At 73.0% G+C, this 26,503-nt stretch carries 26 protein-coding genes; 16 read left to right on the top strand and 10 right to left on the bottom strand.

Going from position 1 to position 26,503, the window contains the following annotated elements:
* The 10 genes from ACF08W_RS00170 (at nucleotide 1) to ACF08W_RS00125 (ending at nucleotide 9,590) form a co-directional block, all read left to right on the top strand.
* Nucleotides 1–2,013: a protein meaA gene (locus ACF08W_RS00170; protein ID WP_392277862.1), complete on the top strand. Its 2,013-nt coding sequence runs from the start codon at nucleotides 1–3 to the stop codon at nucleotides 2,011–2,013.
* Nucleotides 2,010–2,972 (top strand): CoA ester lyase, encoded by a 963-nt coding sequence (locus ACF08W_RS00165; RefSeq protein ID WP_352279662.1) that lies wholly within the window; start codon nucleotides 2,010–2,012, stop codon nucleotides 2,970–2,972. Before ACF08W_RS00170 ends, ACF08W_RS00165 begins: the two co-directional genes overlap by 4 nt.
* Before the next feature lie 2 nt (nucleotides 2,973–2,974).
* Complete coding sequence (locus tag ACF08W_RS00160; protein WP_352279664.1) at nucleotides 2,975–3,502, top strand: MaoC family dehydratase; 528 nt, start codon at nucleotides 2,975–2,977, stop codon at nucleotides 3,500–3,502.
* A 2-nt stretch (nucleotides 3,503–3,504) separates the two neighbouring features.
* Nucleotides 3,505–4,710, top strand: a complete 1,206-nt coding sequence (locus ACF08W_RS00155; RefSeq protein WP_352279666.1) for an acyl-CoA dehydrogenase family protein — start codon at nucleotides 3,505–3,507, stop codon at nucleotides 4,708–4,710.
* 181 nt (nucleotides 4,711–4,891) lie between these two features.
* Entirely contained in the window at nucleotides 4,892–5,539 is a 648-nt protein-coding gene (locus tag ACF08W_RS00150) for a phosphatidylserine decarboxylase (protein ID WP_352279667.1), read from the top strand.
* Nucleotides 5,526–6,383: a CDP-diacylglycerol--serine O-phosphatidyltransferase gene (gene pssA, locus ACF08W_RS00145; protein ID WP_352279668.1), complete on the top strand. Its 858-nt coding sequence runs from the start codon at nucleotides 5,526–5,528 to the stop codon at nucleotides 6,381–6,383. The genes ACF08W_RS00150 and pssA overlap by 14 nt, the downstream gene beginning before the upstream one ends.
* A gap of 240 nt (nucleotides 6,384–6,623) precedes the next feature.
* Nucleotides 6,624–7,022, top strand: a complete 399-nt coding sequence (locus tag ACF08W_RS00140) for a DUF6221 family protein (RefSeq protein ID WP_385217438.1) — start codon at nucleotides 6,624–6,626, stop codon at nucleotides 7,020–7,022.
* Nucleotides 7,023–7,091: 69 nt separating this feature from the next.
* The gene (locus tag ACF08W_RS00135) at nucleotides 7,092–7,934 is read left to right on the top strand and encodes a PP2C family protein-serine/threonine phosphatase (RefSeq protein WP_392277861.1); all 843 of its coding nucleotides are present in this window, start codon (nucleotides 7,092–7,094) and stop codon (nucleotides 7,932–7,934) included.
* Nucleotides 7,935–8,011: 77 nt separating this feature from the next.
* On the top strand, nucleotides 8,012–8,971 hold the full coding sequence (locus ACF08W_RS00130; protein WP_392277860.1) for an MASE1 domain-containing protein: 960 nt from the start codon (nucleotides 8,012–8,014) through the stop codon (nucleotides 8,969–8,971).
* Between the two features lie 130 nt (nucleotides 8,972–9,101).
* Complete coding sequence (locus tag ACF08W_RS00125; RefSeq protein ID WP_352279675.1) at nucleotides 9,102–9,590, top strand: SRPBCC family protein; 489 nt, start codon at nucleotides 9,102–9,104, stop codon at nucleotides 9,588–9,590.
* A 46-nt stretch (nucleotides 9,591–9,636) separates the two neighbouring features.
* Here ACF08W_RS00125 and ACF08W_RS00120 read toward each other — a convergent pair whose 3' ends face one another.
* On the bottom strand, nucleotides 9,637–10,755 hold the full coding sequence (locus tag ACF08W_RS00120) for a glycerate kinase (RefSeq protein WP_352279677.1): 1,119 nt from the start codon (nucleotides 10,753–10,755) through the stop codon (nucleotides 9,637–9,639).
* A gap of 132 nt (nucleotides 10,756–10,887) precedes the next feature.
* Between ACF08W_RS00120 and ACF08W_RS00115 the strand changes: the two genes are divergently transcribed.
* The 3 genes from ACF08W_RS00115 (at nucleotide 10,888) to ACF08W_RS00105 (ending at nucleotide 13,582) form a co-directional block, all read left to right on the top strand.
* A complete protein-coding gene (locus ACF08W_RS00115; RefSeq protein ID WP_385217452.1) occupies nucleotides 10,888–11,418 on the top strand; it encodes an NUDIX domain-containing protein in 531 nt (176 codons plus the stop codon).
* Nucleotides 11,419–11,576: 158 nt separating this feature from the next.
* Entirely contained in the window at nucleotides 11,577–12,776 is a 1,200-nt protein-coding gene (locus ACF08W_RS00110; RefSeq protein WP_392277859.1) for a hypothetical protein, read from the top strand.
* A 65-nt stretch (nucleotides 12,777–12,841) separates the two neighbouring features.
* Entirely contained in the window at nucleotides 12,842–13,582 is a 741-nt protein-coding gene (locus tag ACF08W_RS00105) for a Sir2 family NAD-dependent protein deacetylase (RefSeq protein WP_352279682.1), read from the top strand.
* A 9-nt stretch (nucleotides 13,583–13,591) separates the two neighbouring features.
* Here the strand turns inward: ACF08W_RS00105 and ACF08W_RS00100 are convergent, their stop codons facing one another.
* The gene (locus tag ACF08W_RS00100; RefSeq protein ID WP_385217462.1) at nucleotides 13,592–13,999 is read right to left on the bottom strand and encodes a (2Fe-2S) ferredoxin domain-containing protein; all 408 of its coding nucleotides are present in this window, start codon (nucleotides 13,997–13,999) and stop codon (nucleotides 13,592–13,594) included.
* 334 nt (nucleotides 14,000–14,333) lie between these two features.
* Between ACF08W_RS00100 and ACF08W_RS00095 the strand changes: the two genes are divergently transcribed.
* Nucleotides 14,334–14,921, top strand: coding sequence for a TMEM165/GDT1 family protein (locus ACF08W_RS00095; RefSeq protein WP_352279685.1), 588 nt, complete (start codon nucleotides 14,334–14,336; stop codon nucleotides 14,919–14,921).
* A gap of 61 nt (nucleotides 14,922–14,982) precedes the next feature.
* On the opposite strand, the gene ACF08W_RS00090 is transcribed toward ACF08W_RS00095, so the two are convergent.
* The 4 genes from ACF08W_RS00090 to ACF08W_RS00075 all read right to left on the bottom strand — a co-directional run bounded on the left by ACF08W_RS00090 (nucleotide 14,983) and on the right by ACF08W_RS00075 (nucleotide 19,111).
* Entirely contained in the window at nucleotides 14,983–15,507 is a 525-nt protein-coding gene (locus ACF08W_RS00090; protein ID WP_385217466.1) for a methylated-DNA--[protein]-cysteine S-methyltransferase, read from the bottom strand.
* 21 nt (nucleotides 15,508–15,528) lie between these two features.
* On the bottom strand, nucleotides 15,529–17,004 hold the full coding sequence (locus ACF08W_RS00085; protein WP_352279689.1) for an AlkA N-terminal domain-containing protein: 1,476 nt from the start codon (nucleotides 17,002–17,004) through the stop codon (nucleotides 15,529–15,531).
* Between the two features lie 137 nt (nucleotides 17,005–17,141).
* The gene (locus tag ACF08W_RS00080) at nucleotides 17,142–17,678 is read right to left on the bottom strand and encodes an O-acetyl-ADP-ribose deacetylase (protein ID WP_385217471.1); all 537 of its coding nucleotides are present in this window, start codon (nucleotides 17,676–17,678) and stop codon (nucleotides 17,142–17,144) included.
* Nucleotides 17,679–17,704: 26 nt separating this feature from the next.
* Nucleotides 17,705–19,111, bottom strand: coding sequence for a phytoene desaturase family protein (locus ACF08W_RS00075; protein WP_385217515.1), 1,407 nt, complete (start codon nucleotides 19,109–19,111; stop codon nucleotides 17,705–17,707).
* 96 nt (nucleotides 19,112–19,207) lie between these two features.
* Here ACF08W_RS00075 and ACF08W_RS00070 point away from each other — a divergent pair, with 96 nt between their 5' ends.
* The gene (locus tag ACF08W_RS00070) at nucleotides 19,208–20,056 is read left to right on the top strand and encodes a nucleotidyltransferase domain-containing protein (RefSeq protein WP_385217475.1); all 849 of its coding nucleotides are present in this window, start codon (nucleotides 19,208–19,210) and stop codon (nucleotides 20,054–20,056) included.
* A 10-nt stretch (nucleotides 20,057–20,066) separates the two neighbouring features.
* Here ACF08W_RS00070 and ACF08W_RS00065 read toward each other — a convergent pair whose 3' ends face one another.
* Together ACF08W_RS00065 and ACF08W_RS00060 are read right to left on the bottom strand one after the other, a co-directional pair.
* Entirely contained in the window at nucleotides 20,067–20,894 is an 828-nt protein-coding gene (locus ACF08W_RS00065) for an inositol monophosphatase family protein (RefSeq protein ID WP_385217478.1), read from the bottom strand.
* Nucleotides 20,895–20,957: 63 nt separating this feature from the next.
* Complete coding sequence (locus ACF08W_RS00060; protein ID WP_392278317.1) at nucleotides 20,958–22,763, bottom strand: gamma-glutamyltransferase family protein; 1,806 nt, start codon at nucleotides 22,761–22,763, stop codon at nucleotides 20,958–20,960.
* 414 nt (nucleotides 22,764–23,177) lie between these two features.
* Here ACF08W_RS00060 and ACF08W_RS00055 point away from each other — a divergent pair, with 414 nt between their 5' ends.
* Nucleotides 23,178–24,347: a glycosyltransferase 87 family protein gene (locus ACF08W_RS00055; protein ID WP_392277858.1), complete on the top strand. Its 1,170-nt coding sequence runs from the start codon at nucleotides 23,178–23,180 to the stop codon at nucleotides 24,345–24,347.
* A 76-nt stretch (nucleotides 24,348–24,423) separates the two neighbouring features.
* Here ACF08W_RS00055 and ACF08W_RS00050 read toward each other — a convergent pair whose 3' ends face one another.
* Nucleotides 24,424–25,089 carry a response regulator gene (locus ACF08W_RS00050; RefSeq protein WP_385217486.1) on the bottom strand — a complete coding sequence of 222 codons (666 nt, stop codon included), beginning with the start codon at nucleotides 25,087–25,089 and terminating at the stop codon, nucleotides 24,424–24,426.
* Complete coding sequence (locus ACF08W_RS00045) at nucleotides 25,077–26,360, bottom strand: sensor histidine kinase (protein ID WP_392277857.1); 1,284 nt, start codon at nucleotides 26,358–26,360, stop codon at nucleotides 25,077–25,079. Before ACF08W_RS00045 ends, ACF08W_RS00050 begins: the two co-directional genes overlap by 13 nt.
* Between the last annotated feature and the right edge of the window lie 143 nt (nucleotides 26,361–26,503).

The following is a 26,503-nucleotide window of genomic DNA, read 5'->3' as shown; positions in this document are numbered from 1 at the left end:
ATGGGCGGGCGTCAGAAGGACCGCCCGTGGCTCATGCGGACGTACGCCGGTCACTCGACCGCCGAGGCGTCCAACGAGCTCTACCGGCAGAACCTCGCCAAGGGCCAGACCGGCCTGTCCGTCGCCTTCGACCTGCCGACGCAGACCGGCTACGACCCCGACCACGTCCTCGCCCGCGGCGAGGTCGGCCGGGTCGGTGTGCCGGTCTCCCACCTCGGCGACATGCGGAAGCTGTTCCAGGACATCCCCCTGGAACGGATGAACACCTCGATGACGATCAACGCCACCGCTATGTGGCTGCTGGCGCTCTACCAGGTGGTCGCCGAGGAGCAGGGCGCCGACCCGACGAAGCTCCAGGGCACCACGCAGAACGACATCGTCAAGGAGTACCTCTCGCGCGGGACGCACGTCTTCCCGCCCGGCCCCTCGCTGCGGCTGACCACCGACATGATCGCCTACACGGTCGGCCGCATCCCGAAGTGGAACCCGATCAACATCTGCAGCTACCACCTCCAGGAGGCGGGGGCCACCCCGGTCCAGGAGATCGCGTACGCCATGTCGACCGCGATCGCGGTGCTGGACGCCGTGCGCGACTCCGGCCAGGTGCCCGAGGAGCGGTTCGGCGACGTGGTCGGGCGGATCTCGTTCTTCGTCAACGCGGGCGTCCGCTTCATCGAGGAGATGTGCAAGATGCGCGCCTTCGGCCGCATCTGGGACCGGATCACCCGCGAGCGGTACGGCATCACCGACGCCAAGCAGCGCCGCTTCCGCTACGGCGTCCAGGTCAACTCGCTCGGGCTGACCGAGGCGCAGCCGGAGAACAACGTCCAGCGGATCGTCCTGGAGATGCTGGCCGTCACCCTCTCCAAGGACGCCCGCGCCCGCGCCGTCCAACTGCCCGCCTGGAACGAGGCGCTGGGCCTGCCCCGCCCCTGGGACCAGCAGTGGTCGCTCCGCATCCAGCAGGTGCTGGCGCACGAGAGCGACCTGCTGGAGTACGAGGACATCTTCGCGGGCTCGCACGTGATCGAGGCCGCGGTGGACGAACTGGTCACCCTCTCGCTCACCGAGATCGACCGGATCCAGGAGATGGGCGGCGCCATGGCCGCCGTCGAGTCGGGCTACCTGAAGTCCGAACTGGTCGCCTCGCACGCCGCCCGGCGGGCCCGGATCGAGGCGGGCGAGGAGCGGATCGTCGGCGTCAACATCTACGAGACGACCGAGCCGAACCCGCTCACCGCGGACCTCGACGGGGCGATCATGACGGTCGACCCCGCCAACGAGGCCACGGTGGTCGCCGCCCTGCACGCATGGCGCGACGACCGCGACGAGGCCCGGGCGACCGAGGCGCTGGCCGCGCTGAAGAAGGCCGCCGCGGGCACCGGGAACCTGATGGAAGCGACCGTGGAGTGCGCCCGCGCGGGGGTCACCACCGGCGAGTGGTCCTGGGCGCTGCGCGACGTCTTCGGCGAGTTCCGGGCCCCGACGGGCGTCTCGTCCGCCCCGGTCGCGGTGACCGCCGAGGCGGGCTCCCCGCTGGCACTGGTCCGCGAGAAGACCGCCCGCACCGCGGCCGACCTGGGTGTGGGACGGCTGCGGCTGCTGGTCGGCAAGCCGGGCCTGGACGGGCACTCCAACGGCGCCGAACAGATCGCCGTACGGGCCCGCGACGCCGGGTTCGAGGTCGTGTACCAGGGGATCAGGCTGACCCCCGAGCAGATCGTCTCGGCCGCGCTCGCCGAGGACGTGCACTGCGTCGGGCTGTCGATCCTCTCCGGCTCGCACGCCGAACTCGTGCCGGACGTGCTCGGCCGGCTGCGGGCGGCGGGCGCCGCCGAGATCCCGGTCATCGCGGGCGGGATCATTCCGCCCGCCGACGCCGCGGCCCTGGTCGGGGCCGGTGTCGCCGCCGTATTCACCCCGAAGGACTTCGGTATCACGGAGATCATCGGCCGTATCGTCGACGAGATCCGGAAAGCGAACAAGCTCGACCCTCTGGAGGTCCCCGCATGACTGCCACCCATCGCCTGCGTCCGCGCCGCTCGTGCCTGGCCGTGCCCGGCTCGAACCCGCGGTTCCTGGAGAAGGCCCAGGGCCTCCCCGCCGACCAGGTCTTCCTCGACCTGGAGGACGCCTGCGCCCCGCTCGCCAAGGAGGGCGCCCGGCACACCATCGTGGACGCGCTGAACAACGGCGACTGGACGGGCAAGACCCGGGTCGTCCGCGTCAACGACTGGACCACGCACTGGACGTACCGCGACGTCATCACCGTCGTCGAGGGCGCCGGCCAGAACCTCGACTGCATCATGCTGCCGAAGGTCCAGGACGCCCAGCAGGTGGTCGCCCTCGACCTGCTGCTCACCCAGATCGAGAAGACGATGGGCTTCGAGGTCGGGCGGATCGGCATCGAGGCGCAGATCGAGAACGCCAAGGGCCTGGTGAACATCGACGACATCGCGGCCGCCTCGCCCCGGCTGGAGACGCTGATCTTCGGCCCGGCCGACTTCATGGCCTCGATCAACATGAAGACCCTGGTCGTCGGTCAGCAGCCGCCCGGCTACGGCGCCGACGCGTACCACTACATCCTGATGCGCATTCTGATGGCGGCCCGCACGCACGACCTCCAGGCGATCGACGGCCCCTTCCTCCAGATCCGGGACGTGGACGCGTACCGCGAGGTCGCCGGGCGCGCGGCGGCCCTCGGCTTCGACGGCAAGTGGGTGCTGCACCCGGGTCAGGTCGAGGCGGCCAACGAGGTGTTCTCGCCCTCGCAGGAGGACTACGACCACGCCGAACTGATCCTCGACGCGTACGAGTGGTGCACCTCCGAGGAGGGCGGCAAGAAGGGCTCGGCGATGCTCGGCGACGAGATGATCGACGAGGCGAGCCGCAAGATGGCCCTGGTCGTCGCGGGCAAGGGACGCGCCGCCGGTATGCAGCGCACCTCCAAGTTCGAAGCCCCGGAGGCCTGACCATGCAGTTCGGCCGCACATACGAGGAGTTCGAGGTCGGTGCCCTCTACAAGCACTGGCCCGGAAAGACGGTCACCGAGTACGACGACCACCTTTTCTGCCTGCTGACCATGAATCATCACCCGCTGCACATGGACAGCAACTATGCGGAACGGACGACCGATTTCGGAAAGAACGTCGTCGTCGGCAACTACGTCTACTCGCTGCTGCTCGGCATGTCCGTACCGGACGTCTCCGGAAAGGCGATCGCCAATCTGGAGGTCGAGTCGCTGAAGCACGTCGCACCGACCTTCCACGGGGACACGATCTACGGCGAAACCACCGTGCTCGACAAGATTCCGTCAAAATCCAGGAGCGACCGCGGAATCGTCCACGTCGAGACCCGCGGATACAAGCAGGACGGGACTCTGGTCTGCGTGTTCCGCCGCAAGGTGATGGTCCCCACCGAGACGTACATCAAGGAGCGCGGCGGCGAGCAGCCCGGCCGCCCCGAGCTGAAGCAGCCTTCGCAGAAGAACGTGGAGAAGTAGCCATGACGCGACTCGCCCAGACCGCCGGCCTCACCGATGTCCAGCGGGAAATCCTCGCCACGGTCCGGGATTTCGTCGACAAGGAGATCATTCCGGTCGCGACCGGGCTGGAGCACCGCGACGAGTACCCGACCGAGATCGTCGAGGGACTCAAGGAGCTCGGCCTGTTCGGGCTGATGATCCCCGAGGAGTACGGGGGGCTGGGTGAGTCGCTTCTCACATACGCGCTGTGCGTGGAGGAGATCGCCCGCGGCTGGATGAGCGTGTCGGGAATCATCAACACGCACTTCATCGTGGCGTACATGCTCAAGCAGCACGGCACCCAGGAGCAGAAGGACACCTTCCTGCCCCGGATGGCGCTGGGCGAGGTCCGGGGCGCGTTCTCGATGTCCGAGCCGGCGCTGGGCTCGGACGTCTCGGCGATCAGCTCCCGGGCGGTCCGGGACGGCGACGCGTACGTGCTGAACGGCCAGAAGATGTGGCTGACCAACGGCGGCACCTCCTCGCTGGTGGCCGTGTTGTGCCGGAGTGACGAAGGCCACCCCGAGGGCACCGCCCCGCACAGGTCGATGACCACGTTCCTGGTCGAGAAGGAGCCCGGCTTCGGAGAGGTCCGGCCGGGGCTCACCATTCCCGGCAAGATCGACAAAATGGGCTACAAAGGCGTCGACACGACCGAGCTCATCATGGATGGACTACGAATTCCGGCCAATCGAGTGCTGGGGGGCACCACCGGTCGGGGGTTTTACCAAATGATGGACGGCGTCGAGGTCGGCCGGGTGAATGTGGCCGCCCGTGGCTGTGGAGTCGCGCAGCGTGCGTTCGAGCTGGGCGTTTCGTACGCACAGCAGCGCCAGACCTTCGGAAAGCCGATCGCGCAGCACCAGGCCATCCAGTTCAAGCTGGCTGAAATGGCCACCAAGGTGGAAGCCGCCCATGCGATGATGGTAAATGCAGCCCGCAAAAAGGACTCCGGCGAACGAAACGACCTGGAGGCAGGGATGGCGAAGTACCTCGCCTCCGAATACTGCAAGGAAGTCGTCGAGGACGCCTTCCGCATCCACGGCGGCTACGGCTTCTCCAAGGAGTACGAGATCGAACGCCTCTACCGGGAGGCGCCGATGCTGCTCATCGGCGAAGGTACCGCCGAGATCCAGAAAATGATCATTGGGCGCCGACTCCTTGAGGAGTACCGGTTCCAGGGGTGATTGTCCCCTTGCGGGCGATTTGGCCGCGAAGAAGATCACACCCTGTCACCCTCGGCCGGTGCCTGCCCCCCGTCCGACTCGGCTGCTGGCTTGCCCAGTTGTTGCTCGCAACCGATAACATCGCCGGAAAAGCCGCCGTCCCCCGTTGCCAGCGCGGCCTCATCCGCTACGAAGGTCATCCATGCCCGACAGCCAAACCTCTGCACCACGCGGCGGGGTCCGCCTTGCGCGCGGAGCTTCGCCGTGGCTCCTCCCGACCGTCGCCACCGCGGCGCTCAGCCTCTCCCGGGCGCGCAAGTCCGGGCGCTGGGCCGCGGTGGCCGTGCCCACCACCGCGCTCGCGGCGGGCATGCTGTGGTTCTTCCGCGATCCCGAGCGCGAGATCGCGCAGGGCCGGGTCATCTCCCCGGCCGACGGCGTGGTGCAGAGCATCATGCCGTGGAAGGACGGACGCACCCGTGTCGCGATCTTCATGAGCCCGCTGAACGTCCACGTCAACCGTGCGCCGCTGGCCGGCACGGTGACGTCCGTCGAGCACGTGCCCGGCGGTTTCGTTCCGGCGTTCAACAAGGAGAGCGAGAACAACGAGCGCGTCGTCTGGCACTTCGACACCGAGCTCGGCGACATCGAGATGGTGCAGATCGCCGGTGCGGTCGCGCGTCGCATCGTCCCGTACATCCCGCAGGGGACGAAGGTGGAGCAGGGCGAGCGCATCGGCCTGATCCGCTTCGGCTCGCGGGTCGACATCTACCTGCCGGAAGGTGTCGAGGTCGCGGTCGAGGTCGGCCAGGCCACCACCGCGGGGGTGACTCGAATTGACCGTGATTGATCCCGACACAAAGGCCGGCTGGGTGCCGGAGTCGGAGTCCGAGGAGGACGCCGGCGAGGACATGCCGCTCTCTCTGCGGCTGTCGATAGCGGACACCCTGACGCTCGGCAACGCGACCTGCGGGTTCATGGCGGTGTACTTCACCACCACCGGAATCCTCATCCCGCACCTGACGGGCAGCGACGAGAGCGGCATGGCGCGGCACTCCGCGGCCACCGCCGTGATCCTCATGCTCCTGGCCGCGGTCTTCGACCTCTTCGACGGGCTCGTGGCGCGCAAGCTGCGCTCCTCGCCGATGGGGGCCGAGCTGGACAACCTCTCGGACCTGATCAGCTTCGGGCTCGCCCCGGCGTACTTCGTCCTGGTCTACGGCATGGTCGCGGACGACGCGCACCAGCGGGTGTCGGCGCTCGCGGCGGTCGTGGTGCTGCTGGCGGTGGTGCTCAGACTTGCCAGATTCTCCTGCGTGACCATGAAGGACGGCATGTTCCAGGGCATGCCGAGCCCCTTCGGAGCGCTCACGGTCGTCTCGATCGTGCTTCTGGAGCTGCCCTTCGTGCCGACGCTCCTCGCGATCATCGGGGTGGCGTGGCTGATGGTCAGCAGGGTCGAGTACCCGAAGCCGCGGGGCGTGCTCGCGGTGGCGATGCTCAGCTGGATCGTCTCCGCGATGGGGCTGCTGGCCGCATGGGCGCTGGACGCCCCGGGCGGGCAGCTGCTCCTGCAGACCGGCTGCGCGCTCCAGGTGGTCCTGGGCGCGGTCATCCCGCTCTTCGCGACGGCCCGGCGGGTGAACACCTTCCGCGACAACCGCCGCGAGGCGCGCACGGCGCAGCTGCCGTAACGCTGTACGGAACGTGACGAGAAGGACCCGGGTGCTCCCCAGCACCCGGGTCCTTCTCGTACGGGGCGCGCCGCCGCGCGGGCGCCCCCGCGCGGCGGCGCGGGCACAGTATGTTGACCCCTGGGGAACGGGGGCTTCCGGGCCGTGTCCGGCGGGCACGGGTCACGGGCATCCGCGGAGCGGAGCCATGGGGCGCGGTTCCTGGAAGCCAGGCCATGATGACGAAGGACGCGGACCCCGATGACAGAGAACGCCGACATGATCGAGTTCGTCCGGGCGCGGCTCGCCGAGGAGGAGCGTCTCGCACTGGAGGCGGGCGGCGACAGCTGGCGGTGTCCGGCCGGGGTGCCCGGCGAGATCCACGACCGCTCGGGGTCGATCGCGTTCACCCTGCGCACGCTCGGGTTCGACCAGCACATCGCGCTCCAGGACCCGGCGCGCACGCTGCGCCGGATCGAGACGAGCCGGGTCCTCCTGAACGAGTACGCCGAGGTCGCGGACCTGGACACCGACCGGCCCGAGGAGGAGTTCCGGTCCGGCCGGGCGGTGGGGCTGGGGTTCGCCGTGCGGCAGCTGGCCGCTGAGCACGCCGCCCACCCCGGGTACCGGGCCAGGTGGCTGCCCCGGTTCATCCAGTAGCGACCGTACGGGCGGCGACGGATGGGCCTAAAGTTTCAGAAGGGGCGTATCGGACCGCCCGGGGACGCCATGCACCGACACCGCAGGGATTCGGAGACCGCCCAGGAGCTCCTCGTGGACCTCGGGCGCCTCGTCGACCAGGCCCTGGAGGACATCAGGCACCAGCGCGCCCGCGCCGAGCTGGGGCTGGAGCTCCAGCGGCACATGCTCCCCGCCGGGCTGCCGGACTTCCCGGGGCTGCGGGTCGGGGCCCGGTACTCGCCCTCGCAGAACGGCCTGGCCGTCGGCGGCGACTTCTACGACGCGTTCGCCCTGCGGGACGGGGCGGTGGGGCTCGCCATCGGGGACGTGCAGGGGCACGGGGTGGAGGCCGCCGCGCTCATGGGCGAGGTACGGGCCAGTCTCCGGGCGCTGGCCAGTGTCACCACCGACCCCGGCAGCGTGCTGGCCCGCGTCAACGACCTGCTGATCTCGCTGGGCGGCGAGCTGTTCACGACCTGCTGTCTGCTGAGCATCGCCCCGGGCAGCGGCCGGTTCTCGGTGGCGCGGGCCGGCCACGTACCGGTGGTGTGGGGCGGCGACGACGGCGGGTCCGGGGTCCTTCTGGACCCGGGCGGGGTGCCGCTGGGCATCCTGGACGACCAGTGGTACCCGGTGACCCGCCGACGGCTGCCGGGACCGGGGTACCTGGTCCTGCTGACCGACGGGGTCGTGGAGGGGCCCGCGTATCAGGTGGACCGGGGGCTCGCCGCGGTCGCGGAGCTGGTCGGTGCGGCGCGCGGGGCCGATCCCGAGGCGCTGGCCGGGCAGGTGATCGAGGTGGCGGACCTGACCGGCCACGAGGACGACGCCGCCGTGCTCGTGGTGCGGTACGACGGGGCGCCGCCGGTGGGCCGGGTGTCCGATGAATGAGTGCGGGTGGTGCCGGGCCCCACGCCGCAGGCATGTGTCCGGCACCTCCCGCGGCGCCTGAGGCGGCGGGCGGCGGCATGGTGCCCGATGCTGGGAGGGTGGACAGGACGCGGGCGCGGCAGCGTACGGTGACGGTCCTGACGGTCCTCGCGGTGGCCGCCTGCTACTACGCGACGGCCCGGCTGGGGCTGCTCCAGCAATTGGTGCGCGGACAGGTCACCGCGCTCTGGCCGTCGACCGGGATCGCGGTGGCGGCGCTGCTCATGTTCGGTCTGCGGGTATGGCCCGGGATCGCGCTCGGCGCCCTCTGCGTGAACATCACCATCGGGCCCTCGCTCTCGTACGTGCTGGTGATCGCCGCCGGGAACACGCTCGCCCCAATCTTCTCCGTCCTGCTGCTGCGCCGCGCGGGGTTCCGGGAGGAGCTGGACCGGCTGCGGGACGCGCTGGCGCTCGTCTTCCTGGGCGCGCTGGCGGGCATGCTGATCAGCTCCGTGACGGGGGTCGGCGCCCTGGTCGCCTCGGGGGCGCTCTCCACGGCGGAGTTCTGGCCGACCTGGTCGGTCTGGTGGACGGGCGACGCCATCGGGGTCATGGTCGTGACGCCGTTCCTGCTCGCGCTGCGCAGGGTACGGCCGCCGCTCGATGCGGGACCGGCCCGGTGGGCGGAGGCCGCCGTGCTGGCGGTGGCGACCGGGGCCGTCACCGTCCTGGTCACCGTCGTGGTCGGGGCGCCGCTGCTCTTCCTCGTGTTCCCGTTCCTGGTCTGGGCGGCCTTCCGCTTCGAGCGCGGCGGCGCCGCGTGCTGTGCGCTGGGGGTGTCGGTGCTCGCGGTGCTCGGTGCCGGACGGGGCACCGGGCCCTTCGCCCATCACAGCCTGCTCGCCAACATGATCACGCTCCAGGCGTTCATCGGCACCGCCGCGCTCACCTCGCTGCTGCTGGCCGCGGTCGTCACGGAGCGGAGCGCCACGTACCGGGAGATCAAGCGGCTCTGTGACCAGCTCTCCGGGAAGGTGAGCCGGCAGGAGCCCTGAGCTCACTCCATCGGCCCCGTGTCGGGTGCGCGAAGCGGTGACGCGCCGCAGGCTGACGGGTGACGGCACCGCGACAAGGGCAACCGGACGGCCGCTGAACGGGCGTACGGTCGCCGTAAGAGGTGGAGCCATGCCCCATGTTTCTGCGCATGTCCATGTGTCCCGCCCCGCCGACGAGATCTTCTCGTTCCTGCGGGATCCGCGGAACCTGGCGGAATGGTCCTCGACCATAGAGCGGGTGGTCGAGGGTCCGGTCGCCGCCGAACCGGGCGACGAGTACACCTGCAAGTTCCCCGGCAGACGGCGGATGCACCGGCTGCGGTGCGTCGCGAGCACCCCGGGCGAGTACCTGGCCTTCCGCGGTACGGGCATGTGGACGCCGCTGGGCCGCCACTACCCGGAGGTGGAGTTCCGGCTGAGTCCGGGCGGGGAGGGGACGAAGGTCACCGTCTCGGTCCGGCCCCATCTGGACGGCGGCATGATCATTCTGGCGCCGTTCGTGACGATGGCCTGGCGCCGGGACCTGCCCTCGGAGCTCCACTGCCTGGCCGAGCTGCTGGGCGGCGGGCGGTCGGACGAGGAGCGGGAGGACCGGGATCCGTCCCCGTCCAAGGGCTGACGCGCGGGGGCCGGGGCTGTCCCCCCGGCCCCCGCGCGGCCCCTGCTCAGGGCAGCAGGAAGTCGCGTGCGAGCGCCTCGGCGGCGCGTTCCAGCAGGGGGCCCGCCTGGGCCATGGAGACGGCCGGGTCCGGCTCCAGGTCCGCGAGGGCGTACGCCCGCCGGATGCCCGCCGCTTCCAGGGCCTCCGGGGGCAGGGCGAGCCGGCCGCAGACCGCCACGGTCGTGACCCCGGCCGCGCGGGCGGCGGCCGCCACCCCGGCCGGTGCCTTGCCGTGCAGGGTCTGCTCGTCGAGCGAGCCCTCCCCGGTGATCACCAGGGTGGCCCGGGCCAGCGCCGGGGCGAAGCCGAGGACGTCGAGCATCACCTCGATGCCGGGGCGGAAGCGGGCGCCGAGGGCGACCAGCGCCCCGTAGCCGATGCCGCCGGCCGCTCCGGCGCCGGGCAGCCGCGCCTGTTCCGGGCCGAGGACGGAGGCGTAGTGGGCGAGCGCGGCGTCCAGGACCGCGATGTCGTCCTCGCTCGCGCCCTTCTGCCTGCCGTAGACCTCGGGGGCGCCCTTCGGTCCGGTCAGCGGGTTGTCGACGTCGCTGGCGAGGATCAGGTCCACCTCGGCCAGCCGGGGGTCGAGGCCGGACAGGTCCGCCTTCGCCAGCGCGGCCAGCCCGCCGCCGCCGGGGCCGACCGGCTCGCCGTCACCGTCCAGGAAGCGGGCCCCGAGTGCGGTGAGCATGCCCGCGCCGCCGTCCGTGGTCGCGCTGCCGCCGACACCGAACACGAGGGTGCGGGCCCCGGCGTCCAGCGCGGCGGCGAGGAGTTCGCCGGAGCCGTACGTGGTGGCCGTCAGCGGGGCGAAGACCCCCGCGGGCAGGTGCTGGAGGCCCGAGGCCTCGGCCATCTCCACGACCGCCGTGGTCCCGCGCAGCGCGTACGCCGCGGTCACCGGCTCCCCCAGCGGCCCGGTCACCCGCGCCTCGCGGCGCTCGAACCCGGCGGCCACCGCCGCCGCGACCGTGCCGTCGCCGCCGTCCGCCACCGGCAGGGTCTCCACCCGCACCCCGGGCACGGCCCGCCGCAGCCCGGCCGTCACCCGCTCCGCGACCTGCACGGCCGTGAGCGAGCCCTTGAACTTGTCCGCCGCGACGAGCACGCGTGCGGTCTCCATCACTGCTCCGTCCGCCACCTTGCATCCCTTGCTCTCGAACAGGCAGTCGCGCCGCCCCGACCCTATCCGCAGCGGATACCCCCTGCCCAGAGCCCTGGTCGCCCGGTTGCGCCCGGCCGATACGCTGCCCGCGTGACCACTTCTGACTACGCCGCGTACATCGCCGGACTCCCCCGGGTGCTGGCCGCCGCGGCCACGCTGTTCCGGGACGAGCGGGGGCGGGTGCTGCTCGTCGAGCCGAACTACCGGAAGGGCTGGGCGCTGCCCGGCGGGACCATCGAGTCCGACGAGGGCGAGACCCCCCGGCAGGCCGCGCGGCGCGAGACGGCGGAGGAGATCGGGCTGGACCTGCCGCCGGGGCGGCTGCTCGCCGTGGACTGGACGCGCGGCCCGCACCGTCCGCCGATCGCCGCGTACGTCTACGACGGCGGGGTGCTGGACGCGGCGCGGCTGGCGGCGATCCGGCTCCAGGAGGAGGAACTGCTGTCCTGGCGGCTGGTGGAGCCCTCGGAGACCGACCGCTATCTGCTCGGTCCGCTCGCCTCGCGGGTACGGGCGGCGCTGGAGGTGCTCGGTCACGGCGGGGGGCCGGTGGAGCTGGAAGACGGGCGACCGGTGGAGGTCCGGCCCGGGGAGGAGTACGGCACCCGGATCACCCCATAGTCGGATACGAGCCGAATTCCCGTTGTGCCCCGTTGTGCTGACGGGGCGTCACCTGGTAGTCCGGTCGACGGCTGCCGGAATCGTGCGTTCATGTGCTCTTGGTCCGCCGTGCACGCCGGACCGGCATCATCCGGAACTCCACGGACAGCGGAGGGATCATGCGTACGCACTCGGGACTCCTTGGTGGGCGGCCGGCCGCGGCCGTCGCCGCACTGGCCTGCGCGGCGGTCGTCGCCACCGCGCCGACGGCGCTGGCCGGACCGGCACCGGCCACCGCGCCCGCCGCCCGCTCCACCCTGCCGTCGTCGGTCGACGGCGGTGCCTGGCAGTCCGGCCATCTCCAGGGCATGGCCATCGACCGCCGCAAGGGCTTCATGTACTTCTCGATGACCAATCTGCTGGTCAAGACGGATCTCTCCGGCAGACCGGTCGGCTCGGTCACCGGCTTCACCGGGCACCTCGGCGACCTGGACTTCAACGAGAAGGACGGCCGGGTCTACGGCTCGCTGGAGTACAAGGAGGCGAAGTCCTTCTACATCGCGATCCTCGACGTCGACCGCATCACCCGGATGAACATGGACGCCCAGTCCACCGGGGTCGTCTCGACCGTCCACCTCAAGGAGGTCGTGAAGGACTTCACCGCCGACATGAACGGCGACGGCGTCTTCGACGGCGACACCGGCGCCACCCCCGACCACCGCTACGGCTGCAGCGGCATCGACGGTGTCGCGTTCGGCCCGGCCTTCGGCGACCGGCGCGGCAAGCGCGCCGGGACGCGGCTGACCGTGGCGTACGGCGTGTACGCCAACACCGGCCGCACCGACAACGACCACCAGGTGCTGCTCCAGTACGACGTCTCCCGGTGGAGGAAGTACGAGCGCCCGCTGACCGAGTCGGCCCCGCACACCAGCGGCCCCGCCCGGGTCGGCGGCAAGTTCTTCGTGTACACCGGGAACACCACGTACGGCGTGCAGAACCTGGAGTACGACGGGCACAGCGGCAACTGGCTGATGGCGGTCTACAAGGGCACCAAGCCCGGTTTCCCGAACTACTCGGTCTTCGCCGTGGACGGGTCCCGCAAGCCGGTGCGCGGCCCGGTGCGCGGGCAGCAGCGCCCGGAGCGCGGCCTGCTGCTGTCGCTGCTGCGCGCGGGCGCGCAGGACCCCGCGACCGGTACGCACGGCTGGCCGGCGCCGGGCCAGTACGGGCAGTACGGGCTGGTCTCGCTCGACGACGGGCGGTTCTACGTGGCGCGCAGCGGCACGGTCCAGGACGGCGGGGTGACCCGGCAGACCGCCCACGCCCTGCTGAACACCTGGACGGGGCTCACCCCGTCCCCGTTCACCCCCGTCCCCTGACGTCCGCCCCCGCACCGGGGGAAACCGTCTCGCGGAGCCCGCCCGGCGCTGCGTACGCTCGCGGCATGACGCTTGTCGCGATCCTCAGCGGCGCCGGGATCTCCACGGACTCCGGCATTCCCGACTACCGCGGCCCCCAGGGGCTCTGGCGCAAGGACCCGGAGGCGGAGAAGCTCGTCACGTACGACTTCTACATGGCCGACCCGGAGATCCGCCGCCGCTCCTGGCAGATGCGCCGGACCAGCGCGACCTGGGCCGCCCGGCCGAACGCGGCGCACCACGCGGTAGTGGAGCTGGAGCGGTCCGGCACCCCGGTCCGGGTGATCACGCAGAACGTCGACGGTCTGCACCAGCTGGCCGGGCTGCCCGCCCGCAAGGTCCTGGAGCTGCACGGGACGGCGCGCGAGGTGGTGTGCACCGGCTGCCACGCCCGGTCGTCGATGGAGGAGGCGCTGGCCCGGGTGGAGGCCGGTGAGGCCGATCCGCCGTGCACGGCCTGCGGCTCCATCCTGAAGTCCGCCACGGTCATGTTCGGCGAGCGGCTCGATCCGGTGGTGCTGGGCGACGCGATGGCGATCGCCAAGGGCTGCGAGCTGTTCATCGCGGTGGGGACGACGCTCCAGGTGCAGCCCGCCGCCTCGCTGGCCGGGATCGCGGTGGAGCACGGGGCGCGGCTCGTGGTGGTGAACGCGGAGCCGACGCCGTACGACGCGCTCGCCGAGGAGGTCGTGCGGGAGCCGATCGGTACGGCGCTGCCCGCGCTGCTGCGGCGGCTGGCTCCTCCGGGCGGCGCGGCCGGGGCGTGAGGGAGGCGCTCAGCCCCGGTCGAGCTCCTGCTGCACACGGCGCGAGGGGCGGAACGTGTAGAGGTCGAGGATCTCCGGCGGTTCGGCCACTCCCGGGCCGCCGGCGGCGACCCAGGCGACGATGTCGTCGGCCGCGTCCGGGTCGTTGACCAGGCCGAGCCAGACCGGGCGGCCGCCCGCGCGACGGCCCTCGGCCGACGGCTGCACGACGATCACGTTGGCCTGCTCGCAGGCGTCCAGGCACTCCACGGCGCGCACCCGGGCCGCCCCCTCCAGCGATCGCCGCAGCCCCGCGAGCTGCCCGGCGTGGTCCAGGCCGGGGACCTTGGGCGTTCCGCAGCAGCAGCCCCGGCAGACGCTGACGGTGGGCCGGGAAGCCCCCTGGTCGGGGACCGTTCCTCGGGTGCGGCGGCTCATGCGGGGCGGCCTCCGGTGCGGGCGCGGGCGATCACCCGGGGACTCTACCCGCCTTCCTTTCGAACATCCGATCGCCCACAACCGGGTGGGCTGGGGTAGAGTGGGCGGCTGCGAAGGGGAGTAGCCCCGCAAACCGGTCGTCGACACACTGGAGCCCCCGGGTTCCCGGTGGCCGGGCCCGTGGATGGTCGCGGGCGGGCGAGACCTTCGGTCAGGTATGACACGCCCGCATCCGTGGGCGCCGACGTCATGCCGGGCCGAGTGGTCCTCCGGATGCCCACCGTGGCGCTTCGCGAAGGCCCGGGGCCCGGCTCCTAGAAGAAAGCCACCCGGAATGCATCTCGACCCCCTGGCGATCGTCACCGCCTTCGGGCTCATCTTCCTCGCGGAACTCCCCGACAAGACGATGTTCGCGTCGCTCGCGATGGGCACCCGCATGCGGCCGCTGTACGTCTGGTTCGGCACGTCGTCCGCGTTCATCGTCCATGTCGCCATCGCGGTGGGGGCGGGCAGCCTGATCGGGCTGCTGCCGGACTGGACCGTCAAGCTCGTCTCCGCCGCCCTCTTCGGGTTCGGGGCGTTCATGCTGCTGCGTTCCGGCGGTGGTGACGACGACGAGGAGGACGGCGGCGCGAAGACGGTGACCGGTTTCTGGCCGGTGTACTCGACCGCGTTCATGGCCGTCTTCATCAGCGAGTGGGGCGACCTCACCCAGATCACCACGGCCAACCTGGCCGCGAGCAACGGCACCTGGTCCACCGCGATCGGGTCGGCCGCCGCCCTGATGTCGGTGTCGGCGCTGGCGCTGCTCGCCGGGCGCTTCATCGCCAAGCGAGTGCCGCTGAAGACGGTCCAGCGGATCGGCGGGCTCTGCATGCTGGGGCTGGCGATCTGGACCCTGGTGGAGATCTTCGTCGGCTGACGCCGAACGGACGGGCCCGGACCACCCCTGCCGAGGGGGGTGGTCCGGGCCCGTCCGCGGTTCAGAACAGGGCCGGGGTGTCGTCGGCCGTGCCGCTCTCGAAGGACAGCAGCCGCTGCTTGCGGTCGAGCCCGCCGCCGTAGCCGGTGAGGCTTCCGGAGGCGCCGACGACCCGGTGGCAGGGGACGATGATGCCCACCGGGTTCTTGCCGTTGGCCAGCCCCACGGCGCGGGAGGCGCCCGGCTTGCCGAGCTCCTCGGCCAGTTCGCCGTACGAGCGGGTCTCGCCGTACGGGATGTGCTGGAGCAGCGCCCAGACCTCGCGCTGGAAGGGGGTGCCGTCCAGTCGCAGCGGCAGGTCGAAGTCGCGCAGTTCCCCGGCGAAGTAGGCGTCGAGCTGGCGGACCGGCTCGGTGAAGGGGCGCGGGTCGGGCGCGCCGAAGGTCTCCTCGGCCGGGCGGTGGCGCTGCCCGGTCATGTAGAGGCCGCAGAGGACGCCGTCGGCGGCGACGAGGGTGAGCGGGCCGTACGGGCTGTCGACGACGGTGTGCCGTCGGGTCGCCGGGTCCGGGGATGTCGTGGTCATGGCTGGGCTTCCCGGTCGTGGTCAGGTGGGCAGGTGGTTGATGGGGTGGTCGTCGACGGTCCACAGGTACTGCACCGCGTACGCCCGCCACGGGCGCCAGGCGGCGGCACGGGCGGTGAGCGCCGCGGGGGTGGCCGGGAGACCGAGGTGCGCGGCCGCGCGCCGGATGCCGAGGTCGGTGGGGAGGAAGGCGTCCGGGTCGCCGAGGGCCCGCATGGCGATCACGTCGACGGTCCAGGGGCCGAAGCCGGGCAGGGCGGCCAGCTGGGCGCGGGCCCGTTCGCGGTCGGTTCCGGTGTCGAGCCGCAGCGATCCGTCGGCGAGCGCGGTCACCAGGGTGGTGAGCGTGGTGCGGCGGCTGCGCGGCAGGGCGAGCTGTTCGGGGTCGAGTCCGGCGAGCTGTTCGGGGCCGGGGAAGAGGTGGGTGAGGCCACCGCCCTCCGGGTCGTCGACGGGGTGGCCGTGCGCGGTGACCAGGCGTGCCGCGTGGGTGCGGGCGGCGGCGGTCGAGACCTGCTGGCCGAGGACGGCGCGTACGGCGAACTCGGCGCCGTCGACGGTACGCGGCACCCGGCGCCCCGGCGCCGCCTCGACCAGCGGGGCGAGGAGCGGGTCGGCGCGGAGCTGCTCGTCGACGGCGACCGGGTCGGCGTCCAGGTCGAGCAGCCGGCGGCAGCGGCTGATCGCGAGGGTGAGGTCGCGCGGGTCGGTGAGGTGGAGCCGGCAGACGATGTGGCCGGGGCGCGGGGCGAGGGCGACGGTGCCGTGCCCGTGGCGCAGCGCGAGGGTGCGGCGGTAGGCGCCGTCGCGCCACTCCTCGACGCCGGGGACGGCGGTGGCGGCGAGGTGGCCGAAGAGGTTGCTCGGGTTGAGCGGGGCCCGGTACGGCAGGCGCAGCGTGATCGCGCCCGGGGTGGCCGGCGGCCTCGTCTCCCGGGCGGCGCGGTCGCGCAGCTCGCCCGGGGTGAGGGCGAAGACCTCGCGGACGGTCTCGTTGAAGGTGCGGACCGAGGAGAAGCCGGCGGCGAACGCGACGTCCGCCATGGGCAGCCCGGTCGTCTCGATGAGCACCCGGGCGGTCTGGGCGCGCTGGGCGCGGGCCAGGGCGAGCGGTCCGGCGCCCAGTTCGGCGTGGAGCTGGCGCTCGATCTGGCGGGCGGAGTAGCCGAGCCGGTTCGCGAGTCCGGCGACGCCTTCCCGGTCGACGACGCCGTCCTGGATCAGCCGCATCGCGCGGGCGACCAGATCGGCCCGGGCGTCCCACTGGGGGGAGCCGGGGCTGGTGTCGGGGCGGCACCGCTTGCAGGCCCGGAAGCCGGCCTGCTGGCAGGCGGCCGCGCTGGGGTAGAAGGTCATGTTCTCGGCCTTGGGCGGCACGACCGGACAGCTGGGACGGCAGTAGATCCGGGTGGTCAGGACCGCCGTGAAGAACCAGCCGTCGAAGCGGGCGTCCTTGGACCGGACGGCCCGCACACAGCGCTCGGTGTCGGTGTACATGGGTCAAGCATCCGTCGTCCGGGGCCCCGGAGGCTGGCGAGAATCCGACATCAACCTCCGGCTGCCAGGACTTCTCCGATGCCCGGTGGGCCGTAGGCGTGCCGGACGTACGCGTGGGGCCCGGGTCCGGTGGGCGTTCAGCGCTGCGCCGCCAGGGCCGACTCGAACTCCACGTACGCGTGGTCGTCGAAGAGGACGAACCGCACCTCCTCGACGGGCGGCACGGCCTCCTCGATCACCGTGCGCACGGCGATCCGCGCCCCGTCGTCCAGGGGCCAGCCGTAGATGCCGGTCGAGATGGCGGGGAAGGCGACGGTGCGCGCCCCCAGCTCCGCCGCCACCCGCAGGGACTCGCGGTAGCAGGAGGCGAGCAGGGCGGAGCGGTCCTCGACGCTGCTCCAGACCGGCCCCACGGTGTGGACCACCCAGCGCGCGTCGAGCGCGCCGGCCGTGGTGGCGACCGCCTGGCCGGTGCGCAGGCCCTTTCCGTAGTGCGAGGCGCGCAGCTCCCGGCAGGCGGCGAGGATCTCCGGGCCGCCGCGCCGGTGGATCGCGCCGTCGACCCCGCCCCCGCCGAGGAGGGAGGAGTTGGCCGCGTTGACGATGACGTCGGCGGACTGCCGGGTGAGGTCGCCGCGGACCAGCCTGACGGTGACGCCGTGGGAAGTGCGCATGACGGACATCATGCCGTGCCCCGGGCTCACGTCGCCCGCAGACGGCGCCAGACCGCCTTCGCCGCGTGGTGGCCGCACATGCCGTGCACTCCGGGGCCGGGAGGGGTCGCCGAGGAGCACAGGAAAACCGCTGGGTGGGCCGTCGCGTACGGGACCCGGGCGAGCTTGGGGCGGATCACGGTCTGGAGTCCGGCGAACGCGCCGCACGCGATGTCGCCGCCGACGTAGTTGGCGTTGCGCGCGGCGAGCTGGGGCGGGCCGGCGACGGCGCGGGCGAGCACCAGGTCGCGGAAGCCGGGGGCGAAGCGCTCCAGTTGGCGTTCGATGACGTCGGTGGCGTCGCCCTCCCAGCCCGAGGGGACGTGTCCGTAGGCCCAGAAGACGTGTTTGCCCTCGGGGGCGCGGGACGGGTCGACGAGGCTGGGCTGGGCGGTGATCAGGAACGGCACGCTCGGGTCCTGCCCCCGCACCGCGGCGGTCAGCGCGGCGTCGATCTCACCGGCCGTGGGGCCGATGTGGACCGTGCCGGCCCGGCGGGCCTCCTCGGCGGTCCAGGGGACGGGGCCGGACAGCGCGTAGTCGATCTTGAAGCAGGAGGCGCCGTACCGGAAGCCCTGGTAGGCGCGGCCGAGACCGGCGATGCGGGCCAGGGCGGTCGGCGAGGTGTCGAAGACGTAGGCGCGGGCGGGCGGCAGCTCGTCGAGCCGCCGGACCTCGGTGCCGGTGCGGATCGTGCCGCCCTGTTCGCGTACGTAGCCGGCCAGGGCGTCGGAGATCGCCTGCGAGCCGCCGCGCGGCACGGGCCAGCCCCGCTCGTGCGCCGCCAGCGCGAAGAGGAGGGCGATCCCCGCGGTGGCCGGGCCGCTGGTGGGGGCGATGGCGTGGGCGGCGAGCCCGGCGAACAGGCCGCGCGCCTTCGCGTCGCGGAAGCGGCGGGAGAGGAGCGAGGCGGGCTGGATGGCGTCGAGCCCGAACCGCACCCAGCGGTAGGGGTCGCGGGGCAGCCCGTCCCAGGGGGTGCGCAGGAAGTCCTGGGCGAGGGTCTCCCAGTGGCCGAGGTAGGGGGCGACGAGTCTGCGGTAGGCGCCCGCGTCGCGGGGCCCCAGGGACATGGCGCTCTCGCCCACCGAGCCGGTGAGCACGGCGGCCGTGCCGTCCGGGAAGGGGTGGGCGAGCGCCAGCTCGGGCTGGATCCACTCCAGGCCGTGCCGGGCGAGCGGCATCGTGTCGAACGCGGGCGAACCGATGGCCAGCGGATGGACGGCGGAACAGGGGTCGTGGCGGAAGCCGGGGAGGGTGAGTTCCTCGGTGCGGGCCCCGCCCCCGACGGTCTCCTCCGCCTCGAAGACCTCCACGGAGAAGCCTCTGCGGGCCAGTTCGGCCGCGGCGGTCAGTCCGTTGGGCCCCGCCCCCACGACGACGGCATCGAGCATCGACGTCACCTTCGGACTCCTTCGTCAGCCGACGGCCAGGAGAGCCAGGATATTCGGCGCCACCGACAGTCCCGCCGCGGGTAGGGTCACCGCCCGATGAACACCTCGGATTCCCGCGCCGTGTCCGCTCCGGCCCCCGCCCCCGTCCTGCCCGCCCGTATCGCCGCGATGGCGTCCGGGCTCGCCGCCGTGCCCGGCGTCCGGGCCGTCGCCCTCGGCGGCAGCCGGGCCCGCGGCGCCCACCGCCCCGACTCCGACTGGGACCTCGGGGTGTACTACCGGGGCGCCCCCGACACGGCCGCGCTCGCCGCGCTGGCCTCCGGGTTCCAGGGCTCCCCCGTCGAGGTCGCCGGGCCGGGCGGCTGGGGCCCCTGGGTGGACGGCGGGGCCTGGCTGCGGGTGGACGGCGTCCAGGTCGACTGGATCCTGCGCGACCTGGACCGGGTGGAGGCGGTCTGGGCGGACTGCCGCGAGGGCCGGTACGAGGTGGGCGTACAGCCCGGCCATCCGCTCGGCTTCTGGTCCCCCGCGTATCCGGGCGAGGTGGCGCTGGGGCGGGTACTGGCCGATCCGCGCGGGGAGCTGGCGCCGCTCAGGGAGGAGACCCTGCGCTATCCGGAGCCGTTGCGCGCGGCGCTCGTCGCGGCGGCCTGGGAGGCGGACTTCTCGGTGGCCGCCGCCCGCAAGTCGGCCCCCGGCGGGGACGCGCTGCACGTCTCCCTGTGCCTGTCCCGGGCGTTCGGGGTCCTCGCACAGTCCCTCCACGCCCACCACCGGGTCTGGTGCCTGAACGAGAAGGGGGCCACGGCCGCCGCGGCCGCCCTGCCGGACGCCCCGGCGCGCTACGCGGAGCGGGTCGGCGCGGCGCTGCGGGGGCTGGATCCGGCGGCGGTGGAGCTGGCGGCGGAGCTGGTCGGGGAGGTGCGCGCGGCCTGCGGCGGGTGAGGCGCCCCGGTCAGGCCCCGGTGCGCAGGGCCGCCAGGACGCGGGCGGCGGTCGCCTCGTCACGGGCCGCCGTGAACGGCAGGGTGTTGCCGCCGGCGATACGGAACGGCGCGCCGGAGAGCGTGGTGTGCGTGCCGCCCGCCTCGGCGACCAGCAGCAGCCCCGCCGCGTGGTCCCAGGCGTACTCCCAGGTGAAGGCGACCGCGTCCAGCGCGCCCCGGGCGATGTCGAGGTATTCGAGGCCGGCCGAGCCGCAGGGCCGGGCGGCGATCCCGTCGGTGCGCAGCCCCAGCAGGGCGCGCTTCTGCTCGTCGGTGGTGTAGTCCGGGTGCGACGACGCCACGTGCAGCGGCTCGCCGGAGACGGGTGAGCCGGAGCGTATCGCCTCGCCGTCGAGGGTGGCGCCGCCGCCGCGTACGGCGACGGCCATCAGGTCCTGGGCCGCGGCGTACGTCCACGAGGCGAGGAGTTCGCCGCGGTGGGCGAGGGCGACCAGGGTGCAGAAGCCCGGCTCGCCGTGGACGAACTGGCGGGTGCCGTCGATCGGGTCGACGATCCACACGGGCGCGTCGCCGCCGAGGGCGTCGTAGACCTTCGGGTCGGCGTGCACCGCCTCCTCACCGACGACGACCGAGCCGGGCAGCAGCCGGGTCAGGGAGGCGGTGAGGTGTTCCTCGGCGAGGCGGTCGGCGGTGGTGACGAGATCGTACGGGCCGTTCTTCTCGATGATCTCGTCCTCGGCGAGCTGCCGGAAGCGGGGCATGATCTCGGCGGCGGCCGCTGCGCGGACCGCCGCCTGGACCTCGGTCGAACCGTCGGTGAGGAGTGCGTCGTACATGCCCCCAGCCAATCACGTCCCACCGGAGCGCCGACGACCCGGTCGTGGCGGGAGCATGGCCGCTCAGCGACCGACGGCGTAACCCTGCATGCCGCGCGGGTTGGCCGCGGCGGACAGCACCCCGGTCTCCGGGTCCCGGGCCACGGCGCACAGCCTGCCCTCGGACCAGGGTTCGCCGACGGTGACGTCATGGCCCCGGCGGCGCAGCTCCGCGACGATCTCCGGGTCGGTGTTCCCCTCGACGGTGACGCTGCCGGGGCGCATCCCGCGCGGGAAGAAGGAGGCCGGGAAGCTGTCGGTGTGCCAGTTCGGGGCGTCGACGGCGCCCTGGAGGTCGAGCCCGCCGCGGACCCGGGCGCGCAGGGCCACCGCCAGGAAGAAGTGCACCTGCCACTGGTCCTGCTGGTCACCGCCGGGCGTGCCGAACGCCAGCACGGGGACCCCGTCGCGCAGCGCGAGCGACGGGGAGAGGGTGGTGCGGGGGCGGCGGCCGGGGGTGAGGGAGTTGGGCAGCCCCTCTTCGAGCCAGGTCATCTGGAGCCGGGTGCCGAGCGGGAAGCCGAGCTCCGGCACGACGGGGTTGGACTGGAGCCAGCCGCCGCTGGGGGTGGCGGAGATCATGTTGCCCCAGCGGTCCACCACGTCGAGGTGGCAGGTGTCTCCCCGGGTCGTCCCGTCCTCCGCCACGGTCGGCTCGCCGACCCCGGGGGCCGGGGCGGTGTCGGGGGCGGGCCCGGCGGCGCCCGACACCAGGGCCCTCACGTGCGCGCCGAGCACCGGTTCGCGGCCGTCCGGGCGGCCGGGGCGCAGCGCGTGCGAGGCCGTGCCGGTGATCAGGGCGCGGCGTTCGGCGTTGTACGGCTCGGAGAGCAGCGCGTCGAGCGGGACGTCGGCGGCGTCGCCGTACCAGGCCTCCCGGTCGGCCATCGCGAGCTTGCAGCCCTCGATGAGGAGGTGGACGTAGTCGGCGCTGCCGTAGCGGGGCAGTTCGGCGGGGAGCAGGGCGAGCTGCTGGAGGAAGGCGGGGCCCTGGCTCCAGCCGGGTGCCTTGGCGAGCGTCCAGCCGTTCCAGTCGTAGGTGGCGGGCGCCTCGTAGGAGGCGGACCAGTCGGCGAGGTCGGCGGCGGTGAGGGTGCCGGTGTGGCGGGAGCCGGTGGTGTCCATGGTGGCGCGGGCGGCCTGGCGGACGAGGGCCTCGGCGACGAATCCCTCGCGCCAGATCCGGCGGGCGGCCTCGATCTGCGCGGTCCGCCCCGTGCCGCCGTTCTCCTCCGCCTCGGCGATCAGGCGGCGCCAGGTCGCGGCGAGCCGGGGGTTGCGGAACAGCTCACCGGGCCGGGGCGGGCGGCCGCCGGGCAGGTACACCTCGGCGGAGGAGTGCCATTCGGTCTCGAAGAGCCGGCGGACGGTCTCCACGGTCCGGCCGACCCGTTCGACGGGGGCGTGGCCGTCCTCGGCGTAGCCGATCGCGTACCGGAGCACCTCGGCGAGGCCCTTGGTGCCGTGGTCGCGCAGGAGCAGCATCCAGGCGTCGAAGGAGCCCGGTACGGCGGAGGCGAGCGGTCCGGTGCCGGGGACCAGGTCGAGGCCGAGGGAGCGGTAGTGGGCGATGGTCGCACCGGCCGGGGCGGGGCCCTGGCCGCACACCACGCGCACCTCGCCGTCGCGCGGCGCGATGATCATCGGTGCCTCGCCGGCCGGGCCGTTGAGGTGGGGTTCGACGACGTGCAGGACGAATCCGGCGGCGACGGCCGCGTCGTAGGCGTTGCCGCCGTCCTCCAGGACCGCCATCGCGGACTGCGAGGCGAGCCAGTGGGTGGACGACACCATGCCGAAGGTTCCCTGGAGGGTGGGCCGGGTGGTGAACACAGGGTCTCTCACCTCGCTGTCTGCTCGCTTCGGCCCAACTCGTGGACGCGGGGTCGGTCCTGGGGAGGATCCGGGGAGTCCGCGCCGGGGCTTTCCGCCCCCCGCTCCCCCGGCGCACGGTCGATCGCCCGGCGCCCCCTCTTCCCGGCCTCCGGCATGAAGTGGGCGTAGTGGTCAAGGGCGATGGTAGGCGACGAGTGCCCCGGCCACGTGGCGAGGGTCACGGCCGACTCTCCTGCGTCGAGGGGACAGCGGCCGCCGGACCCGCCGGGGCGGGGTGGGGAAAACCCCACCGCCAAGTCTCGACCTGGCTGTCATGACCCGGGCCAAGGAGTTGGCTGCAATGGTCCGGTGCTGACTCGCCGGGTACAACAGACCTTGAACGCGCGGAAGTTGTGGTGCTGCGGATGGCTCGTGGCCGCGGTGTGGGCCGCCGCGTTTCCGTTGGTTTCGACGCTCGGGCCGCACCGTTTCTGGGGGGCGAGCGCCTGCGTCGGGTATCTGTGTGCGGCCGTTGTGGTGCTCTGCTCGCGCTCGCACGGCCAGGTCGTCTCGGTGTGGATCGCCGGGGTGGGGGCCGTTCTCGTGCCGCTCGCGGTGCTCGTGCTGACCGGTGGGGCGCAGATCGAGGTCGATGTGGTCGAGCGGGCCGGGTTGCTGACGTTGCGTCAGGGCACTCCTTATCTGGCCGATCCGCAGTCCGTGGCGGAGGTCACTCCCTATCTGCCGGGCATGGCGCTGTTCGGGCTGCCGAAGGCGTTGCCGGGTGACGGCTGGGAGGCGTTGCGGTTCCTCGGGGACGCGCGGCTCTGGTTCGCGGCGGTGTTTCTCGGGTGCCTGTGGGCGGCGGGCCGTGTCCTTGGTGGCAGGGGTGTCGGCCAGGTCGTCGGTGCCGCGTTGATCGTCTCGCCGGTGGTGGCGCTGCCGCTCACGGTCAGCGGTGTCGATCTGCCGCTCACCGGACTGCTCTGCCTGGCACTGGCGTCGGCCGCCCGGCACCGTCCGGTGGCCGCCGGGATCGCGCTCGCGCTGGCGTGCTCCTTGAAGTGGACGGCGTGGCCCGCGCTCGCCGTCGTCACGGCGCTCCTGGCCACCCGCTCGGGACCGGGTGCCGCCGTACGCGCCACGGTGGTGACGGTGACCGGGACGGTGCTGGCGATCCTGCCGAGCGCCCTGTTGTCGCCGGGCCCGCTGGTCCAGCAGGTCTTCGCCTTCCCCGCCGGGCGGGGCGAGTGGGAGACCCCGGCGGCGAGCCCGCTGCCCGGACGGCTCCTCGCGGACCTCGGCCCGTACGGCTGGTATGCGGCGACGGCCCTGTTGGCGGCAGGCGGGCTGGCCGTCGCCGTCTCGCTGTGGGTCCGGCCGCCGGCCGGTCTGGTCCCGGCCGCCGACCGGCTGGCGGTGGGGCTCTGTACGGCCTTCCTGCTGGCTCCGGCGGGGCGGTTCGGCTACCTGGCGCTGCCGGTCTTCCTCGGCGTGTGGGCCCGGCTGGCCGACCCGGCGCGGCGGCCGGCACCCGCCAGGAGCCTCGTCGCGGCGGCCGGCCCCGCGGCCCGTCCGGTCCCGGCCGGCGGTGACCGGTGAGTGCTCGGCGGACGGCGAGTGGCCCGGACGGCCGCGCCCCCGGTGGAACTCCGGCCCGGCAGCGCGGTGCCGGCACTCAGGCGGCGGGGTCCTCGCGGCGCAGATGGGCGAGCACGGCGAGGACCCGGCGGTTGCCCTCGGCCGGGTCGAGCTCCAGCTTCATGAAGATGCTGCTGGCGTGCTTGACCACCGACGCCTCGGTGATGGTGAGCCGGTGGGCGATGGCCTGGTTGTTGAGGCCCTCCGCCATGACGGCGAGCACCTCCCGCTCGCGGGGGGTCAGCCGCTGGAGCGGCTTGTCGGCGGCCCCTTGCTGGAGCAGTACCCGCACCACCTCCGGGTCGATCACGGTCTGCCCGGCGGCGACCCGGTCGAGCGCGTCGAGGAACTCGGTGACGTCCCCCACCCGGTCCTTCAGGAGGTAGCCGAGGCCGCCCGCCGTCGACGAACCGCCCAGCAGCTGGGTGGCGTAGGCGGTGGCGACGTACTGCGACAGCACCAGCACCGGCAGGGACGGATCCTCGCGGCGCAGTTCCAGGGCCGCGCGCAGCCCCTCGTCGCGGAAGCCGGGCGGCATCCGTACGTCGGTGATGACCACGTCCGGCCGGTCCGCCCGCACCGCGCGGGCCAGTTCCTCCGCGTCCCCGACGGCGGCGGTCACCTGGTGCCCGACCCGGGAGAGCAGTTCGACCAGTCCGGCGCGGAGCAGGACGGCGTCCTCTGCCAGCACTACGCGGAGCACGGAACCGGCACCTCCACCCGGAGCTGCGTGGGTCCGCCGACGGGACTGGTCACGATGAGCCTGCCTTTCAGAATGGCCACCCGGTCCGCCAATCCTTGCAGACCGGCACCGGCCTCGGGGTCGGCGCCGCCGTGGCCGTCGTCGGTGACGAGCAGGACGAGGGTGTCGTCCCGGACCCGGCCCACGATGGACACCTGGTCCGCGCCACTGTGCTTGGAGGCGTTGGTGAGTGCCTCGGTGATCGTGAAGTACGCCATGGTCTCCATGGCGGACGGCAGCCGGTGCGGCAGATCCAGGTCGACGACGACGGGAATCGGATTGCGCAGGGCGAGTTCGGCGACCGCGGCGGGCAGCCCGTGGTCGGTGAGCACCTGCGGATGGATACCGCGTACCAGCGAACGCAGCTGGTCCAGGGCCTGGCGGGCCTCGCCCCTCGCCCGGGTGACGAGCTCCTTGGCGCCCGATTCCCCGCCGCGCAGCTCCAGTTCGGCCAGCCCCAGCGTCATGGTGAGCGCCACGAGCTGCTGCTGGGCGCCGTCGTGCAGGTCCCGCTCGATCCGGCGGCGCTCGGCCTCGAAGGCGTCGACCAACCGGGCCCGGGAGCGGGTGAGTTCGATGACCCGGCTTTGGAAGTCCTCGTCGCGGGCGGAGAGCAGGACCTGGGCGACGCGTACCTGGAGACCGGCCAGCAGGCCGCCCGCGTACGCCGAGACCACCAGGCCGAACAGCCCGGCGGCGCTGCCGGGCAGAGCGGCGACGGGGTCGGAGATCGGCTGCCCGGGCACCAGCATCACCGTGTCGGGGGCGATGGCCCAGACGATCACCGGGGTCACCATGAGAACCAGCGAGAGCCCGAGCAGCGCGGCGAAACCGATGCCCGTCGCCGTGAAGACGAACCCGAGCAGCAGCGCGTACGCCAGCTCCCGCCAGGTCGCCCGCTCCCGCAGCCGGGTACGCAGCCACGGCAGCGCGCTCGTCCCGGGCAGGGAGCCGTGCGGGTCGAGCGGCGGTTCCGGTTCCACGAGCCGCAGCCGGCGCCGTTCCAGGGCCGCGACGGGGACTCCGAGGACCGCCAGGGCCAGCAGGAGCAGCAGTCCGACACCCACCACCGACAGGCCCACGCCGGCCAGGAACAGCGCGGCGCACAGGAACAGCACCACCGCTCCCACGACCAGGCCGCTCAGCAGGAAGGCCCAGCAGCGCCAGGGCCAGGCGGAGACCAGGAAGCGCATCGGGCGCCGTCGCACGGCCTCCCAGACGGCGACACTCATCGGTCCGTGTTCCTCCGGAGGATCTGGGGCCGGCGGATGCACCGGGACGGCGATCGAGTGGGGTTCACCTGGAACTCTATCCGCCCGGCGGCGGCCCGGCAGTAGGGAAAACCCTCCCCCCGACACTCCTCGCAGCCCCACTG

It is taken from the genome of Streptomyces sp. NPDC015144 (genome assembly GCF_043079735.1).
In the GTDB taxonomy this organism is placed as follows: domain Bacteria; phylum Actinomycetota; class Actinomycetes; order Streptomycetales; family Streptomycetaceae; genus Streptomyces.
Note: the sequence above shows the minus strand (reverse complement) of the source record. Positions and strands in the feature narration are given on the sequence as shown.